Origin of the sequence: Pseudohongiella nitratireducens, assembly GCF_001642735.1 — a bacterium.
GTDB classification, from domain to species: domain Bacteria; phylum Pseudomonadota; class Gammaproteobacteria; order Pseudomonadales; family Pseudohongiellaceae; genus Pseudohongiella; species Pseudohongiella nitratireducens.
Map to the genome: position 1 here is coordinate 1 of NZ_LWHM01000004.1, position 15,523 is coordinate 15,523.

Annotated in this window: 14 protein-coding genes; 4 read left to right on the forward strand and 10 right to left on the reverse strand. The window is 46.0% G+C overall.

What is annotated here, in order from left to right; genetic code table 11:
• The 3 genes from PSCS_RS02395 to PSCS_RS16395 all read left to right on the forward strand — a co-directional run.
• Positions 1 to 760, forward strand: a 760-nt coding sequence (locus PSCS_RS02395) for an IS3 family transposase (protein WP_068810216.1), incomplete at its 5' end; no start/stop codon positions are given.
• Positions 726 to 983 carry a transposase gene (locus PSCS_RS02400; protein WP_397387143.1) on the forward strand — a complete coding sequence of 86 codons (258 nt, stop codon included), beginning with the start codon at positions 726 to 728 and terminating at the stop codon, positions 981 to 983. The genes PSCS_RS02395 and PSCS_RS02400, both read left to right, overlap by 35 nt.
• Positions 984 to 1,062: 79 nt before the next feature.
• Entirely contained in the window at positions 1,063 to 1,434 is a 372-nt protein-coding gene (locus PSCS_RS16395) for a 5' nucleotidase, NT5C type (protein ID WP_229694703.1), read from the forward strand.
• Between the two features lie 329 nt (positions 1,435 to 1,763).
• Here PSCS_RS16395 and PSCS_RS02405 read toward each other — a convergent pair whose 3' ends face one another.
• The 5 genes from PSCS_RS02405 to PSCS_RS02425 form a co-directional block, all read right to left on the reverse strand.
• Positions 1,764 to 4,862 carry an efflux RND transporter permease subunit gene (locus PSCS_RS02405; protein ID WP_068810218.1) on the reverse strand — a complete coding sequence of 1,033 codons (3,099 nt, stop codon included), beginning with the start codon at positions 4,860 to 4,862 and terminating at the stop codon, positions 1,764 to 1,766.
• Between the two features lie 9 nt (positions 4,863 to 4,871).
• Positions 4,872 to 6,089: an efflux RND transporter periplasmic adaptor subunit gene (locus PSCS_RS02410; protein WP_068810219.1), complete on the reverse strand. Its 1,218-nt coding sequence runs from the start codon at positions 6,087 to 6,089 to the stop codon at positions 4,872 to 4,874.
• A 65-nt stretch (positions 6,090 to 6,154) separates the two neighbouring features.
• Positions 6,155 to 7,417 (reverse strand): TolC family protein, encoded by a 1,263-nt coding sequence (locus PSCS_RS02415; protein ID WP_082866516.1) that lies wholly within the window; start codon positions 7,415 to 7,417, stop codon positions 6,155 to 6,157.
• Between the two features lie 9 nt (positions 7,418 to 7,426).
• Positions 7,427 to 8,113 (reverse strand): hypothetical protein, encoded by a 687-nt coding sequence (locus tag PSCS_RS02420; protein WP_068810221.1) that lies wholly within the window; start codon positions 8,111 to 8,113, stop codon positions 7,427 to 7,429.
• Positions 8,114 to 8,145: 32 nt separating this feature from the next.
• Positions 8,146 to 8,865 (reverse strand): HupE/UreJ family protein, encoded by a 720-nt coding sequence (locus PSCS_RS02425; protein WP_082866517.1) that lies wholly within the window; start codon positions 8,863 to 8,865, stop codon positions 8,146 to 8,148.
• Positions 8,866 to 9,602: 737 nt separating this feature from the next.
• On the opposite strand from PSCS_RS02425, the gene PSCS_RS15960 reads away from it, so the two are divergent.
• Positions 9,603 to 9,725, forward strand: coding sequence for a transposase (locus PSCS_RS15960; RefSeq protein WP_188619166.1), 123 nt, complete (start codon positions 9,603 to 9,605; stop codon positions 9,723 to 9,725).
• 433 nt (positions 9,726 to 10,158) lie between these two features.
• On the opposite strand, the gene PSCS_RS02430 is transcribed toward PSCS_RS15960, so the two are convergent.
• The 5 genes from PSCS_RS02430 to PSCS_RS15455 form a co-directional block, all read right to left on the reverse strand.
• Positions 10,159 to 10,755: a hypothetical protein gene (locus PSCS_RS02430; RefSeq protein ID WP_068810222.1), complete on the reverse strand. Its 597-nt coding sequence runs from the start codon at positions 10,753 to 10,755 to the stop codon at positions 10,159 to 10,161.
• 322 nt (positions 10,756 to 11,077) lie between these two features.
• Positions 11,078 to 11,524: a hypothetical protein gene (locus tag PSCS_RS02435; RefSeq protein WP_068810223.1), complete on the reverse strand. Its 447-nt coding sequence runs from the start codon at positions 11,522 to 11,524 to the stop codon at positions 11,078 to 11,080.
• Positions 11,502 to 13,556: a hypothetical protein gene (locus PSCS_RS15450; protein WP_082869568.1), complete on the reverse strand. Its 2,055-nt coding sequence runs from the start codon at positions 13,554 to 13,556 to the stop codon at positions 11,502 to 11,504. Before PSCS_RS15450 ends, PSCS_RS02435 begins: the two co-directional genes overlap by 23 nt.
• Before the next feature lies 1 nt (position 13,557).
• The gene (locus PSCS_RS02445; RefSeq protein WP_068810224.1) at positions 13,558 to 14,325 is read right to left on the reverse strand and encodes a hypothetical protein; all 768 of its coding nucleotides are present in this window, start codon (positions 14,323 to 14,325) and stop codon (positions 13,558 to 13,560) included.
• A 7-nt stretch (positions 14,326 to 14,332) separates the two neighbouring features.
• Positions 14,333 to 15,444, reverse strand: a protein-coding gene (locus tag PSCS_RS15455) for an IS3 family transposase (protein WP_397387140.1) whose coding sequence is annotated in 2 segments (ribosomal slippage) — positions 14,333 to 15,192 and positions 15,192 to 15,444 — 1,113 coding nt in all. Because the reading frame shifts where the segments join, the coding sequence is not laid out codon by codon here.
• Between the last annotated feature and the right edge of the window lie 79 nt (positions 15,445 to 15,523).

The following is a 15,523-nucleotide window of genomic DNA, read 5'->3' on the forward strand; positions in this document are numbered from 1 at the left end:
GTCCTCGTTTTATCGGGTGCTCAAAGAAAAAGGACAGCTACACCACAGAGGCAAGGCACATGCGCCGCAACGTAAAACGGCACTGAGCACACATATTGCCAGAGCGCCGTGCCAGGTGTGGGTTTGGGATATAACCTATCTCGCCTCCCAGGTCCGTGGTCAGTTTTTCTACTTGTACATGTTCATGGACGTGTACAGCCGGAAAATCGTTGGCTACGAGGTGTATGAGGTGGAATGCGGTGAGCATGCGGCAGCACTATTGCAGCGCTCACTTTTAAGTGAGCAGTGCTTTAACACGCCGCTGGTTCTGCACTCCGACAATGGTTCGCCAATGAAGTCTCAGACACTGAAAATAAAACTGGAAGAGCTAGGCGTGATGCCATCGTACAGCCGGCCGCGAGTGAGCAACGACAATGCTTATGCAGAGTCGGTGTTCCGAACATTGAAATACCGACCACAGTGGCCGTCAAACGGGTTTGTGGATCTGACAGCAGCCAGGCAATGGGTTGAACGGTTTATCTACTGGTACAACCATGAACACAAGCACAGCAAGATCCGGTTTGTGACACCGCAGCAGCGGCACAGTGGTCAGGATCAGACGATACTGAACAATCGTAAAGAGATCCTGGAGCGAGCAAAACTGAATACGCCGTCACGTTGGGGTAGTCGACCAACCAGGAACTGTACGCCGGTCGGAGCAGTGTGTTTGAATCCGGAAAGAGACGATCAGATTATCAGTGCGGAGAAACAGGCCGCGTGAAGAAAAAGGTGTCAACTATCTTGAAAAACACCGGCCAACACAGAACGCGTATATTGAGCGATTCAACCGCACGGTCAGACACGAATGGCTGGATATGCATCAGTTTCATTCGGTCGGTCATGCTCAAGAGCTGGCCACTGAATGGCTGTGGAAATACAATAACGAAAGACCCCATACAGGTATCGGAGGCGTACCACCGCGGCGATTACTGATGGCAGCATAAGTTTCTACTAATAGCTGCTCCTAAAAACGGGGGGATTACACCAACACAAGACTTTCCTCAAAGTATACCTGGTCTGTATCTGAGTCTTTCACCTGTCAAAGGTGCCGTTGAGTCCTTTCAGTGGTTAACTTCCCAGCCTAGCTTTGATGTATATATTCTCACCGCGCCCTCAGTAAGGAACCCTCACTGTTACAGCGAGAAGCGCACCTGGGTAGAAGAGCACCTAGGTTTACAGGCAGCGTACAAGCTGATTATTAGCCCAAACAAGGGGCTGAACAGAGGTGATTTTTTAATAGACGACAAAATTTCGGGGAAAGGCCAAGAGGCTTTTGAGGGCGAAATACTACACTTCGGATCGAGTGAGTACCCTGATTGGATTAGTGTCATCGATTTCTTCAAATCTAAGTACTCCCTAATGTTAAGTATGGATGAAATCCCAATCCATAATTAATTTTAATCATCAATACGGGTTCTATCCATGGTAATCGGAATTGCCGTTGCCGAATGGTTGTTCCTGTTGGGAATAGCGAGTGCTCAAGATGTATGAAATGCAGAGAAGTATACGAACAATTAATGAAGCAGGAAACAGTAGTTTCCACTTGAATTACTAGAATATTTTTTAGACACAAGAGTTGATAATAGTGGGTATTTGCCTATATCCGAGAATATTGTTTTCTCAATAAAATAAGAACTTTAAAACTTCACTAAGAAAATATTCACAACAACTGCAGTGCAACACCGCAGTTGTTGTGAATTAAATTTTAGTCTAATGATGGAAGATTATTCCTTGTTGTGAACCAGTCGATAAAGTGCAGGCAACACAAACAGTGTCAATAAGGTAGAGGTGATAATGCCTCCGATCACTACTGTTGCTAATGGACGTTGAACCTCGGAACCGATTCCACTATTCAAAGCCATCGGTATAAATCCCAATGAAGCTACCAATGCAGTCATCATGACGGGCCTTAAGCGTCCAACAGCGCCTTCTATAATAGCATGATCAAGTTTGTGTCCCTGTGTGGCTAAATCCCTAATAAAGGAAAGCATAACTAAACCATTAAGTACGGCTATACCTGACAGGGCAATGAACCCAACTCCAGCAGAGATAGATAGAGGTATATCTCGAACCAGTAACGCCAGCACTCCCCCTGTTAATGCAAGCGGTACACCTGAAAAGATAATGGCAGAGTCTCGTATGGAGCCTAGAGCCATCACCAATAATAATGCAATAAGCAAGAGAGTAGCGGGAACTACTAACAGTAACCTCTGTGAAGCTGACTGCAGCTGTTCAAATGTCCCCCCATACTCAACCCAGTAACCCGGCGGCACCTCTACGTTACGTTGTACCGATTGCTGTACTTCATTAACAAACGAGCCTAGATCACGTCCACGGACATTTGCAGTGACGACCACTCTGCGCTTTCCATTTTCACGATATACCTGATTATAACCAGTGCTAATGCTGATATTGGCTACTTCCCCTAAAGGAACATAACCACCATCAGGCAACATCACAGGGAGGGTTTGATAGGAGTCAGGATCACTGCGTCTTTCTTCTGATAATCTTAGAACGATATCAGAGCGTTGGTCCCCCTCATAGAACTGACCTGCAACGGCACCTCCCAATGCCATAGCTAATGTATCTTGAAGCTCTGTAATGCTTAAACCCAGTCGCGCTAAATTTTCCCGACGCGGTTGTAAAGTCATGACTGGCAGCCCTGTGGTTTGCTCTAAAGCAAGGTCTGCTACCCCTGGAATGCCTGCAACAATATTTTCAATCTCAGTACCTATTTCAATCAGCTGATCAAAGTCGTCACCAAACACCTGTATAGCAAGCTCACTACGTACACCGGCTAGAAGCTCATTAAATCGCATTTGGATTGGTTGCAAGAACTCATAACGATTACCTGGGATTGGTGTCACTATGGTTTCAAGGTCTGACACCACCTCTGATTTGAGTTTTGATGGGTCAGGCCATTGATCTCGTTCTTTTAAGATAATAAACGTGTCGGCTACACTTGGCGGCATAGGATCAGTTGCGACCTCAGCACTACCTATCTTGGAGAAAACACGCTCCACTTCTGGTATTTGGCGTATTTCTTCCTCAAGTTTAAACTGCAACGCTATAGCCTGGTCAAGCGATGTGCCTGGTATGCGCAGAGCATGCATGGCAATATCACCCTCATCTAAATTTGGAATAAATTCTGCGCCCATACGCATGACCAACGACCCGCACAAACCAACCAACACAACAGCAATCACAACAACCAACCAACGTAGATGAAGTGCTGTTTTTAGCGCAGGTCTATATAAAGAATGCGCCACCGTCATAATTGGATTCTTCTTTTCTACCACCGGTTTATTGAACAAGATAGCGACACAAGCTGGCACAAAAGTAATACTAAGCAACATACCGCATAGCAGAGCTATCACAACTGTGATCGCCATCGGATGAAACATCTTACCTTCTACACCATCCAGCGCGAAAATAGGTATATATACAGCGGTAATGATAAACACCCCAAATAAAGCAGGGCGAATTACCTCACGTGTAGCAGTTGAAACTACCTCTAATCGTCGTTTGAGCTCTAGTTTTCCTTGTTCGCTCGCTTGACTTAAGCGACGAAGGCAATTTTCTACAATAATGACACTGCCATCGATGATTAGACCAAAATCTAGCGCCCCGAGACTCATCAAGTTCGCACTAACACGTGTTTGAACCATCCCGGTTATGGTCATTAACATGGCAATTGGAATAACAGCTGCCGTCAAAAGGGCCGCTTTTATGTTGCCCAATAATAGAAAGAGTACGGCGATTACCAACAATGCACCCTCTATTAGATTTTTCTCAACTGTTTGAAGAGTTTTGTCAACCAGGGTAGTGCGGTCATAAACAGCGGTAGCTGTAATGCCGGGTGGCAAACTTGATTGAATCTCCTGTAAACGGATAGCTGTATTGTTAGCGACCTCTCTACTGTTTTCACCAACCAGCATAAACACAGTGCTCATGACGACTTCTCGCCCGTTTTGAGTAGCGGCGCCTGAGCGCAACTCCTGCCCAATCGATACTTTAGCAACATCACTAACCAGTACAGGTATGCTGTCTCGTTGCTTAATTACAACATTCCGCAAATCATCAAGAGTGCTTGCCTGGCCTGGCACACGCATTAGTAATTGCGAACCATTATTCTCGATGAAACCGACACCTTTATTTCGGTTATCTTTCTGCAGAGCATTAAAAACTTCAGAGCTACTAACATCAAAAGTGAGTAATTTAGTCGGATCTGGAGCCACGAGTATCTCTTTTCTGAAGCCACCTATAGGGTTAACTTCAACAACACCAGGTACGCGTAGAAGTTGAGGTCTTATGATCCAATCATGCACACTGCGCAGGTCAGTAGGAGTGACCATAGAACCATCAGGGTTAGTTGCACCTGGCTCAGCATCTACTGTGAACATAAAAATTTCGCCAAGACCAGTAGCGATTGGACCCATTTCTGGTTCAAGCCCTGTAGGTAACTCATTTCTAATTGCGGCAATACGTTCACTGACCTGCTGTCGAGCAAAATAAATATCAGTACCATCTTCAAATATAGCTGTCACCTGAGACAGCCCATATCGAGAAACAGAGCGTGTGTAGGATAAACCCGGCATTCCGCTCATGGCATTTTCCAGAACGAACGTAATCCGTTGTTCAACCTCCAAAGGCGTATAGCCTGGAGCCGATGTATTTACAGCTACCTGTACATTAGTGATATCTGGCACAGCGTCGATAGGTAGGCGGTTAAAGTTCCAGACCCCCAGACCAACTAGCATGATTGTTAGTGTCAGTATTAAACCACGCCGAGCCAGGGAGAAATTAATGATTGATTCAAGCATGATGGCTCCTTAGTGGTCGTGAGATGCGCCGGACTTTTCAACATCTGCTTTTAATATGTAACTATTCTCTGTGACATATCGTGTTCCAGGCTCAAGGCCTCCCAATATTTCTACCCACTCATCTGACTGGCGTCCCATTTCGAGCATTCTGACTTCAAATTCGTTGCCTACTTGTGCGTAAACGACAGTGAAGTCACGAAATGATTGCAGTCCTTCTCGTTTAACCGCTAACGGGACTTCATGTTCAGCAACATTAATTCTAGCCTCGACCCAGGTGCCTACCCGCAGGGAGCCGGTCGGGTTTTCCAACACAACACGCGCTGTTACAGCCTGATTATTCGCTATTTCTGGCATAATTCTTGAGATTTTGCTGGTTAAGGTTGTTTCTGAAAAAGGCGTATGTATTCGTACTTGCTCCCCACCACGAATACGATTTAAATCAGCTGGGAATATGGCTAAATCAGCCCAAACAGTTGAGGTGTCAGTGATGGTGAAAAGCACTCTACCCGCTGTTGGTTCACCGCTAATTGCATTTTTTTCAGTAATAAGTCCGCTTATAGGAGAGATAAGATTGAACGTAGTCAGACTTTGATTGCTTTCAATGACTGCCAACGTATCGCCAGCATTGACATAGTCGCCTAGAGAGAATGCAACTGTTTCAATCTTCCCATCGAACCGTGCCTGGACCTTAGATATGCTATCGGTATTAGCCACTATCCGGCCATAAACGGAAATCTGTTCCTCGATAATCGCAGGCCCTGCAATTTCTGTTTGGATGCCAAGTGCCTCTACTACGGCAGGCTCAATCATCGTGCGCCCTTCAAAGCTGTCATAAGCCCAACGATGAATGGCACCATTATATTGTGCAGTTACTGAAACCCTAAAAGAGTGCGGCTCGTAAATCACCATATCACCACGGAGTGCATCACCAGTCGGCACGAAATCAATATCATCTATAACACCTCCTAGGCGAGTAAGCTGGACGTTAAGGTTGATTTCAGATGGATCAATAGGGTTATTCCCCTTCGTAGCCCATGCTCGATATTCAGGAGGAACCCCTGTTTCAAAGATAGCAAGTTCAAGTTCAAAATCACCATCACGTAACATGATCCCGTTATTAGGCCCACGCTCATCAGTGTTCACGCCATCTGTTTCAGCCATAGTTATATCTTTTTGCGTTGATTCACTGCACGAGATAAGCAGTAATATCAATATCAACGGAGCCATGTAAGCGGCTCCCCGTAAACGTTCAGTATTTATTAAAGATTTCAAAATTGAGTACATGGTTAGCCTCATTCAACAGATTTAGCCTGCGCAATGCGCACGCCAGTCAGTCGTTCAATTTCAATTATGTTTTGATGTGCAAGAGTACTGGCTTCGAGTAATTCTTCTCGAGCTGTGAGTAGATCATCTTCAACCTGCAGCCACTCCATATAACTGGAACTACCAAGCTTGTAGGCGCGACTGACTTCAGTTAATGCTTGCTCATATTCCGGAATCACATCGTTTTGCAAAGATGTTGCTATGTGCAAACTGTGTTCCAGCTCCTGATGAAACAGGAATAACGATGTCATTACACGAACTCGCTCGGCATTTTCTCTAGCAGATGCTTGCTCCAACCTAGCCCTGGCTTCCTCTATGCGGCCTTGATTAAGGTTTCCGCGATTTAAAGGAATAGTTACGCCACCTATAAAACCAACATCTGAACTACTCTCTAATCGCCGCACCCCTGCATTAAAACGCCATGGCGATTCCTTTCTAGCCTGTTCCAATTGAAGGGTGCTTTCGTATAGTCGCTTCTCTGACAAGAACCGCATTAGATCTGGATTCTGTTCAACACGACTCTCCAGTGTTGAATAACTCTCTACAGCAGGAAGGTTCATAAGATTCCCTTCCACACGATCGAAGCTTGGATCTAGTGATCCCCATTGAGCTGCAATACGATGGAAAGACCCGAGCAATGCGTGGTTCAGATCCTCCAGTATCAGTTCCCTCATGGATAACTCTGCACGAGCTCTGGCCAATTCAGACCTAGGAGAGGTACCTGCATTAACTCGTTGGCTAATCATTGCTACAGCGTCAGAGGCAAGAGCAATTGCCTGCTCGGCTAACTCTAAACGTGCCTGCAGGGCCATTGCCTTTGTGTATTCACGAGCTGTCTGCGCTGCTGCATCCAGGCGCATGACTGCTGCTTCACTGGCCAAAACTAAGGAGCCAGTACGAGCCGCATCTATTCGACGTTGACGCAGCTCTCCTTCAAGAATCCAGCTGATACTGACAGTGGTTTGTGATCCGGATAGTCCTTGCGCTACACCTGTACCAAGCACATCCTCAACAGCAATGGTCAATTCAGGTTTTGGGGACAGAGTAGCTTGTAAAATGGCACTGTCTTGTACTCGCATTTCGAACCCAAAAGCCCTGAGATCTGGATTCTGTGTAATGGTACGGTTAACAGCCTGTTCCAATGTGAGTTTCTCAGCACCAAGTAGCCAGCCAGGTAACATGAATAGGGTCGATGTTATTGTTCCTATCAATATTGTCTTTCGAACTTGCATAACGGCTCCCTATTCAACAAGGAAAATGTCGGTATATTCGCCACTTGTTTGTATTTTCACAACAATCGGACTGTCCGTACGGTTACGCCAGAACCACCCGTGATTGCCATCAAATGCAGCTTCTAACTCACCGCTACTGCTATGTTCAGCTCCACGGCTGTAATTGTGATAATCAATATCAAGTGCTACAGAGTCGCCATGAACATCAAAGTTGGCGATACCTCCCTCAGACTGCCAGCTGTACTGAACGATTTTGCCTTTCGCTAGCTTAACTTTGATCTCTTTTCCTACACCCGGAGCAAGCAACACTTCCATTGCATCATTTCGGGTAGCCATAGATTCGTTTTCCCCAGCAATGGTCTGTTGTGAAGCATCTGCCTGTGAAACTTCTGGAATGGCGGGGTTTGTCTCAACAGGGGAGTCAGGTTCAATGCTTGAATCTGCTAATGATGAATTAATTGCAGTCGCGATTGCTTGAGCTTCAGCAGCAGCCTCGTCAGCCAAGGCCATTTTTATTTCGCCCATACGTTTAAGACCGGTAACACTGCCAACCCCGGTGGGGTCGATGCCATATTCTGCTGGCATGACAATCGTCAGCAGCAAAATCAATGCAGCTATCGAAGCGTAGACCGTTGATTTTAAAAGTTGTATAGAAGAGGGCAGTGCCGTTGTTGATGACTCGTTGTTTATATGCATGATTATTTTCCTGTCTTAATATTTGATAAATGTCAGGCAATGAAATAGCCAGTGAGTTGATAACCTGTCAGCAAGAAGCCTGCGGTCATTAAGAGCACTTGCGCAGTGTATGCTTGGCGAGAAAATCTTTCGGAGCGACGCCAGAAACCCATGGCAATCAAAATGACACCCAATGCCAATAATTGCCCAAGCTCAACTCCGACATTAAATGCAATAAGGTTTGTGACTAACCCGTCTGCTGATACTTGGTAATCAAGTATTTTTGTTGCCAAACCAAAACCGTGAAACAGACCAAATATCATGGTGGCGATGCGAGTGTCCGGCTGGAAACCAAACCACTGCTGAAATGCACCAAGATTGTCTAGCGCTTTGTAAACAATGGAAAAACCAATAATGGCATCAATAAGATATGCATTGACACTTATCTGCATTAGTGTGCCAGACATTAATGTGAGGGTGTGCCCTAGCGCAAAAAGACTGACGTAAATGCCTACATCCTTAAACCGATAAAGGAAAAAGATAACACCAACTAAAAATAGTAGATGGTCATAACCGGTGACCATGTGTTTTGCGCCTAAATATATAAATGGGAGAATCATGATCCCACTACTTTCCTGGATAAAACCTTTATCCCCTTCGGTGACGCCATGCGCTAGCACATCTGCAGGAAAAATAGCTAAGGACAAGAATAGGAGTAACGTCACCATTGCAAACCGTAAAACGGAGCAAGGGTGGTTAAAATAAATTTTCATTTTGAAATAACCTGATTATCGAGTATCGCGAACCGATACAGGCTGACACCATCAACTAGGTGACAAAACCTGATCGAACTTTAAAAACGATATAAACGGGCGTATCGCCCAGAATTACAGGTTGTTGGGTGGGGGTACGGCGGGCGCGTGACTAAGTGAGTTGAGGGTAAATCGGTATGCAGTTAGCGGGGGTAGTGCTGTGCTATGAAAGTCGAGTGCAAACAAGGAAGGTAAGTCAATGTTTAATTGAATATTTATACCGTGTTTATGTTGATGTTCGTGCCAGCCATCATTATTTTGATGTTGTTCAGCACTTTCCGTCGATAAAGAAAAACTGAAGTGATGGTCGTGAGTTGTTTCATGTGAGTGATTGTGGTCGTGTTGGACAACGGCCCCCAAATGGTGCTGATCATTTTCCACAGTAGATGCTTCGATTGCTCCAAAAGCCATCGAGTAGTGCAGGACTAGCAACAGTGCGAAAACAATTTTTCGGTACACGACCTATACCTAAATGGACTATCGTATATACATTACCACCAAGATCCTCGATTGGTCAATTGTCCGCCACTGGAAATAACACCAAGGGTTCTACCCCGATTTTACGGACACTTCAGAAAAGCCTCATAATAGGGAAAAGGAGTATGCGCAAATGTGCGCTTTAACCTGTAGTGGCATAGTGAATTTGGCCACCTAATTAGAGCTGCTATGATAGCAGCCATAGCAAATTAGGTGACAAAATGACAAAGAAGAAAAGCCCCAATTTCAGCCCTGAATTCAGGCTCGAAACAGCACAGTTGGTTATCGATCAAGGTTACAGTCATCAGGAAGCTTCTGAGCCTTTTTCGTTGGCGGCCAAGTGAGGGCCACATGGGCAGAGACCCCAATAACTGGGAGATTACCGCTCCACCTGGTCATCAGCCAGCTATCTACAGTTCTGTGGCGCAACAGCCCGGCGGTCAATGCCCTTGCCGGTGCGATATCGTTGATCGCCTGATGTATAACGCGCAGCGGCTCGTTCTGAAGGGTGAGTCTATGTGTAAAACAATGGCATCAGTCGATTGAACGTGAACACCTGAGGCACCCACCGATCCGGGTGATGCGTTGAGAAAGAACGGCGTTCACGTCCGCAATAATAGTTGTTCACGTTCACCGAATACGCAATTCGCATAGAAATCCTTGGAATCTATGTCATCCCAAACAAAGGTTGAATGGGATCGTAAACAGTGCAAGTGGGTGTGTCTCTTTTATGATAGTTTCTGGTTCTAGTTGGCCTGAAAAATAACAACCCCGAAACTACTGGGCAGGCAGTATCATATGACAAATTATTTTTGCCCAAGTTTCAAGATTATATTTGCCATTTAGAAGTTCCAATGGGGGAACAAACCCTATTTCATGTAGTTGATCCTCCACCGCTTCGATGCCAGTGCCATCTAATTCGTGTACCCAGATTAAACCAAGATGAACTCTATCCACTTCAGTTTCGTCTGAACAGATAGCGAAGGGGATACGGTAACTGTTTACGATATTCGATGTTAGTCGAATTTCTTCGTCTAACTCCCGTTTTATCGCTGTATCAAGGGAGGCGGGGAGGTCTATAATCCCATTTTTGATTATTATGTCGCTAATATCCCAATGACCACCTACAGCAATAGCAATTTTGTTGTGTAGCCTAGTCTCGCCACCTTTCTTTGTGCGTTCATACGCCCACACTGAGCCTTGGTGAATGAATACAGAAATAGGTAATACTTGCCTGAAATCCTCGTCGTTTTCAAGGCGTTCACGCTGGCCAAGCATAAGATCCCCAAGGCTTAAATCATAGGTTGCTGTACCATTGCCTAAGTTAATTACGCGGTCCGATTTAATACATACAATATGTTCTTGGTGCTTCAACTGTGAGTCCTCAGGTTAAAAATTAAATAGATTCTAAGAGATAAGATGCAAATTACTCTCATAGACCTTTAAATTGGCAATACGCACTCAATACTTCGGATATAAGCTTTGCAATACGATCGAGGGGTATCGTTTTCCAGCGTTTCTTGAAAATCTAAAAGCTTTCTTTTTCCGACATTGACTCTCGAATGGCATGATATCATTTGTTATTAAAGGTCTCTGACCTAGATCTGATTTGCCGATAACGGCGCCCTGCAATTTGAGTATTTAGCGAAATAACAAAACCTAGTATTTCAAAGTGGCCAAATTCTCATATTTACGCCTACCGGAACTTGTCCGAGTTTATGGTTGTAGTGGTCGGCTTGTATTCGTTGAGCTTCTTATTGGCATCCGCAAGCTGTTCATTGAGATCTACAATAAGCGTGTTGGCTTCCAATAGTAAACCCGCTGCCACATCTCGCTGCCGTCTCAGGTCATTGATTAAGTCCTTGGTCTTTCTATTGCTCCGTCGTCTCTTGAGCATCTGCTGTCGTTCCGAGTCAGGGGCCTCCCCCTTGTGCATTTCAACATAGTGCTGAATCTCAGCGACAAGGGAAGGAAAACGTGACTTTCGTAACGCAGAAGGGTCGCAGTTCGCTTCTTTGGCCACATTGTTCTGACTAACTGTTGCCGTCCTGGCTAAAATCTCAGGATTGCCTTGTTTCAACCGATCAAAGGCAGCCCTAAAGCGCTGCTCCGCTGTTTGTTTAGCTTCTACTACTAATGACATCGAAGTATTCCTCCAATCCACGCTTTTCAGCTTCAAGCGAAAGTCGGAGCGGACTACCGACTGGTGCATCCAATAGGCGCTTCTCAAGGCTGGTCAGATACTTTTTGTTTGAATCTGCTTTATCTCTGTCGTACAGAGCGTAGACGCAAGGTTGACCTCCATCAGAGCCAGCACAATGAGAGATAGATTCATAGCCACCGTAGGAACATGCTTCTCTCTTAGTGCAACCACCAATCCGGGTACTACGGAAAGAAATCTCCCCTCTTTTTGCTGACTCAGAGAATCTCTTGGCATCGGATTCCGTGACTAGATTCACGACGATCATCTCCTTTCTTTTATCGCCATACGGCGACACGAAACGATCAGAAAGCAAGCCCTGGATTTCCTTGCCCATAACTTCGTACATCGAATTTAAGACCAAATCTCTTGCCTCATTGTTTAAACATAGCTTAGTGTGCTCTTTGCCGTAATACAAAGGCATTAGTCGGTTGCAGTGTTTCATCAGGTATTGCATAGACGAGTTTGAGAGTATGCCAGACGCGAACATATTCACAGCTCCGGTACGCCTAAGCTGATGCCATGCTAAGGGCCATGTCGAACCCACTTGGAATTCATCAAGGTTGAGTGTTGGCGTGACTAATTTGGCTATTTTGATATCTTCTTGTGTTATTTTAATTTTTTCCTTATCAAAGAGATTTGGAAAAGAGTCAAAAACATATTTGTAATATGGTATTTGTCTTCTTATGGTGTAACTCCTTGTTATATGACCTGGTGCCCAGGGTTCATAAGATCGACCATATAGATACGGATTCGCTTTATCTCGTTCCGTGGGAGAAACTACAGGGTTTTGCTCTGCGCATCTCATTCTCAAGCGTGCAACAGATGACATCGCGTCAATTGCGACCTGTACGCTCGGGCTAGTTGGCCAGCGAGCATCATTGTCTTGAACGGTTTTAGTCGTCTCTCCAATTAGGATAGGAATGCGACCGAGCTTCTCGTCATCTTCCCAGTCCAGGCAGCCCAAACGCAAGGATGAGGCCTCTTCAATGCGCATTAAACTGAAATTACATATATAAGCGAGTCCAGCAAATTGAATCAGAGACAAGTAGCTTGTCAATCTAGTAAGTCCTACGGAATTCGAACGCCCCACCCATCGACTTAGAAGGTCTGACAGACCGAACTTGTCTGCTGTATCGTCGAAATGACCATAGTGGATGCGCCCTTTCTCACTTGCTAGCTTTCTGTCTGCGATTACCCTAAATGGTGACTTTGAACTCAGTTTCTTTTCCGACATTAGAGCGGACAAAGATCCATAGTTTCTCGCGAAGGCATCTATACAGAAATGGAAGCACTTCTCGACTTGCTGTTGGTGCGCAATATATTCATTCAGACACTCATGCAAGCGGTTGACCTGGTAGGCCCATATGCGGGGAGGGATATACGCAGTTTGCTTTTTTGCATGTTGTTGCGGTTTGTTATTCACCAAGTCTTTAATGCCGTGCTGATCCAATAAAATAAATCCTAACTCTTGCCTCGCATCGAGTAGTCGGTGTAGCTCAGCCACTGTGCTGTCGTAACGGCTGGGCGCTAACGTCTTTGGCAATTTCTCTCTAACAGCCGAATAACGCATCAGGTCGCTGGCTAGAATGCCTTCGCGGCTGCACAGTGAAAAAATGGATCGGAAGGGTGTGAAGAATGCCGAAATCATTGAACGAACCGAGATAGGGCTTCGAGGACCCCATAGCTTCCATGTAACTAACAGGCGCAATAGATCTGCGTTCGCCTGGTCTATATGTGCAATACTAGAGGCTTTGTTGTTGGGGCCATCGCCGAAATTCAGGCAAACCGGTGCACCTACCCACAAATCAAAGCGCCAGATTGGGTCTCCCCATCGAGAAACGGGATTGCCTTGTGCATCCTCCACTACGACCCAGTCGCGAGGAGGTGGGAAGCTTGGAGGACGGTAGCTTCGTGATGACGGCGTCACCAATGGCGTATCAATTGCAAGTCCAAACTGTTCCAGTGGAATCATGTTAAATACTTGCCTCTATTGATTGAATAAGGTTTGACCAAGAGGGATGGTATTCACCTTCCTCTATGCGTGACAACGATTCATCGACCCAGCTTTTCCTGGTTGGATTCGAGTTCTTGAACCAGTGCAGTTTGTCAGACAGGCGCTCAATTGAGAAGAGTGCGGGGTGAGCTGGCCAGTTCTTTCTTTGTGGCGGATGATAATTAGCCAATTCAAGACTTTTTAAGTATCTGAAACTTGATATTGACCAAACATAATCGAGACTATCGATATCTCGATGATGCTCGCACCACAGACAACCGGAGGGTCGGGCGCAGTCTGGCTGTGTTGCCCCGTGCGGAATGATATCCACAGGCAGTGGTAAACCATTACAAACACCCGGGGACGGTGGATTCATAACAGGGTCGGCGGACTGCCAGAATCGCATTACTTCTGTCATTGCTCTATGAAGGCTCGGTTCTTCGTAAACACGAACTAATGTTTGTTTTGAGTGTTGCGCCATCTCCGCTGTCATGTCGTCATCGCCAGAGCGCCTCAGGAGCCAATTGATGCGAGTTTTGCGTAAATGACTTGGCAAAATAAATTGCATCTCAAGTTTCTTGCAGGTTTGTCTGATACGACCAAAATTAGGCGCCTTATCCTCAGCACGCCCCCCTTTGCGAATAAGCGGGAATAATGCTCCGTCTGAGTCATTTGGGAAAACAGCGTTCCGCCAAGCCAAATAGCGTTCAAATATAGCTTTGTATTCTGCATATATTTCTGTAAACATCCCTTAATTAGTGCCAACAGTTTTTAGAGGCCAAGGGTTCATTTTTCAGCCGAGCATATTCTGCTGGCGGAATGTCATTCAGTGACTCATGCGGCCGTTCTTCATTGTATTCTGTCAGCCATTGTTCTGTGATATTCCGAACTTCCGTCAGATTCCGGAAGACGTAAAAATCTAATACCTCGTTCCGATAGGTTCGATTGAACCGTTCAACATATGAGTTTTGCGTTGGTTTTCCTGGCGAAATAAATTCCAGGTGCACATTGTTTTCCTCTGCCCATTCGGCCAGTGCGACCGAGATGAACTCAGGGCCATTATCCAGTCTGACCTGCTCCGGATATCCGCGCCAAGCAGCCAGTCGATCCAGCGTGCGGATCACTCGTGCGGCTGGCAGATTCAGATCGATCTCGATGGCCAGAGCCTCACGGTTGAAGTCATCGACCACATTGAAGGTGCGAAATCGCCGCCCGCAGTACAGTGCATCGCTCATAAAATCAACCGACCAACTCTGGTTCAACGACTGCGGTACTGACAGCTGTTTCGGGTTGCGACTGGGTAGTCGTCGTTTGCCGCGTCGTCGCATGTTAAGCTTCAAAGCGCAGTACACTCGGTGTAATCGCTTGTGGTTCCATTGATGGCCCTCTCGCCTCAGTACGTGATACAGCTTTCTGAATCCGTAGCGTGGATAGCGTTCAACCGCCGACAGCAATGTTTCGATCACCTCGTCGTCCCTGTGGGTATCTGGCTGGTAATCGTACGTCGAGCGGCTCAGTCGCAGTGCTTTGCAGCTGCGCCGAACGCTGAGCCCATGCTCACTTACCAGATAATCGACAATACTGCGTTTCTCTGCCGGCGCTAGAGCTTTTTTTCAATGACGTCCTTCAGGGCAGTGTTCTCAAGCGCCATATCGGCATACATTCGCTTGAGCTTGGCGTTTTCCTCCTCCAGGGCTTTCAGCCGTCGGATGTCGGAGGCTTCCATACCACCATACTTCGATTTCCAGTTGTAGTACGTGGCATCGGAGATGCCATGCTCGCGGCAGACATCCTTGACCATCCTACCGCCTTCGACCTCCTTGAGGATCTTGATAATCTGGTGCTCGCTGAATTTCGTTTTTCGCATTTTCGGTTCTCCGTGGTTAACTACTATTATCCACAAGAACCTCTAAAAATCACTGGCCCAATTTTAGGGGAGGTTTACA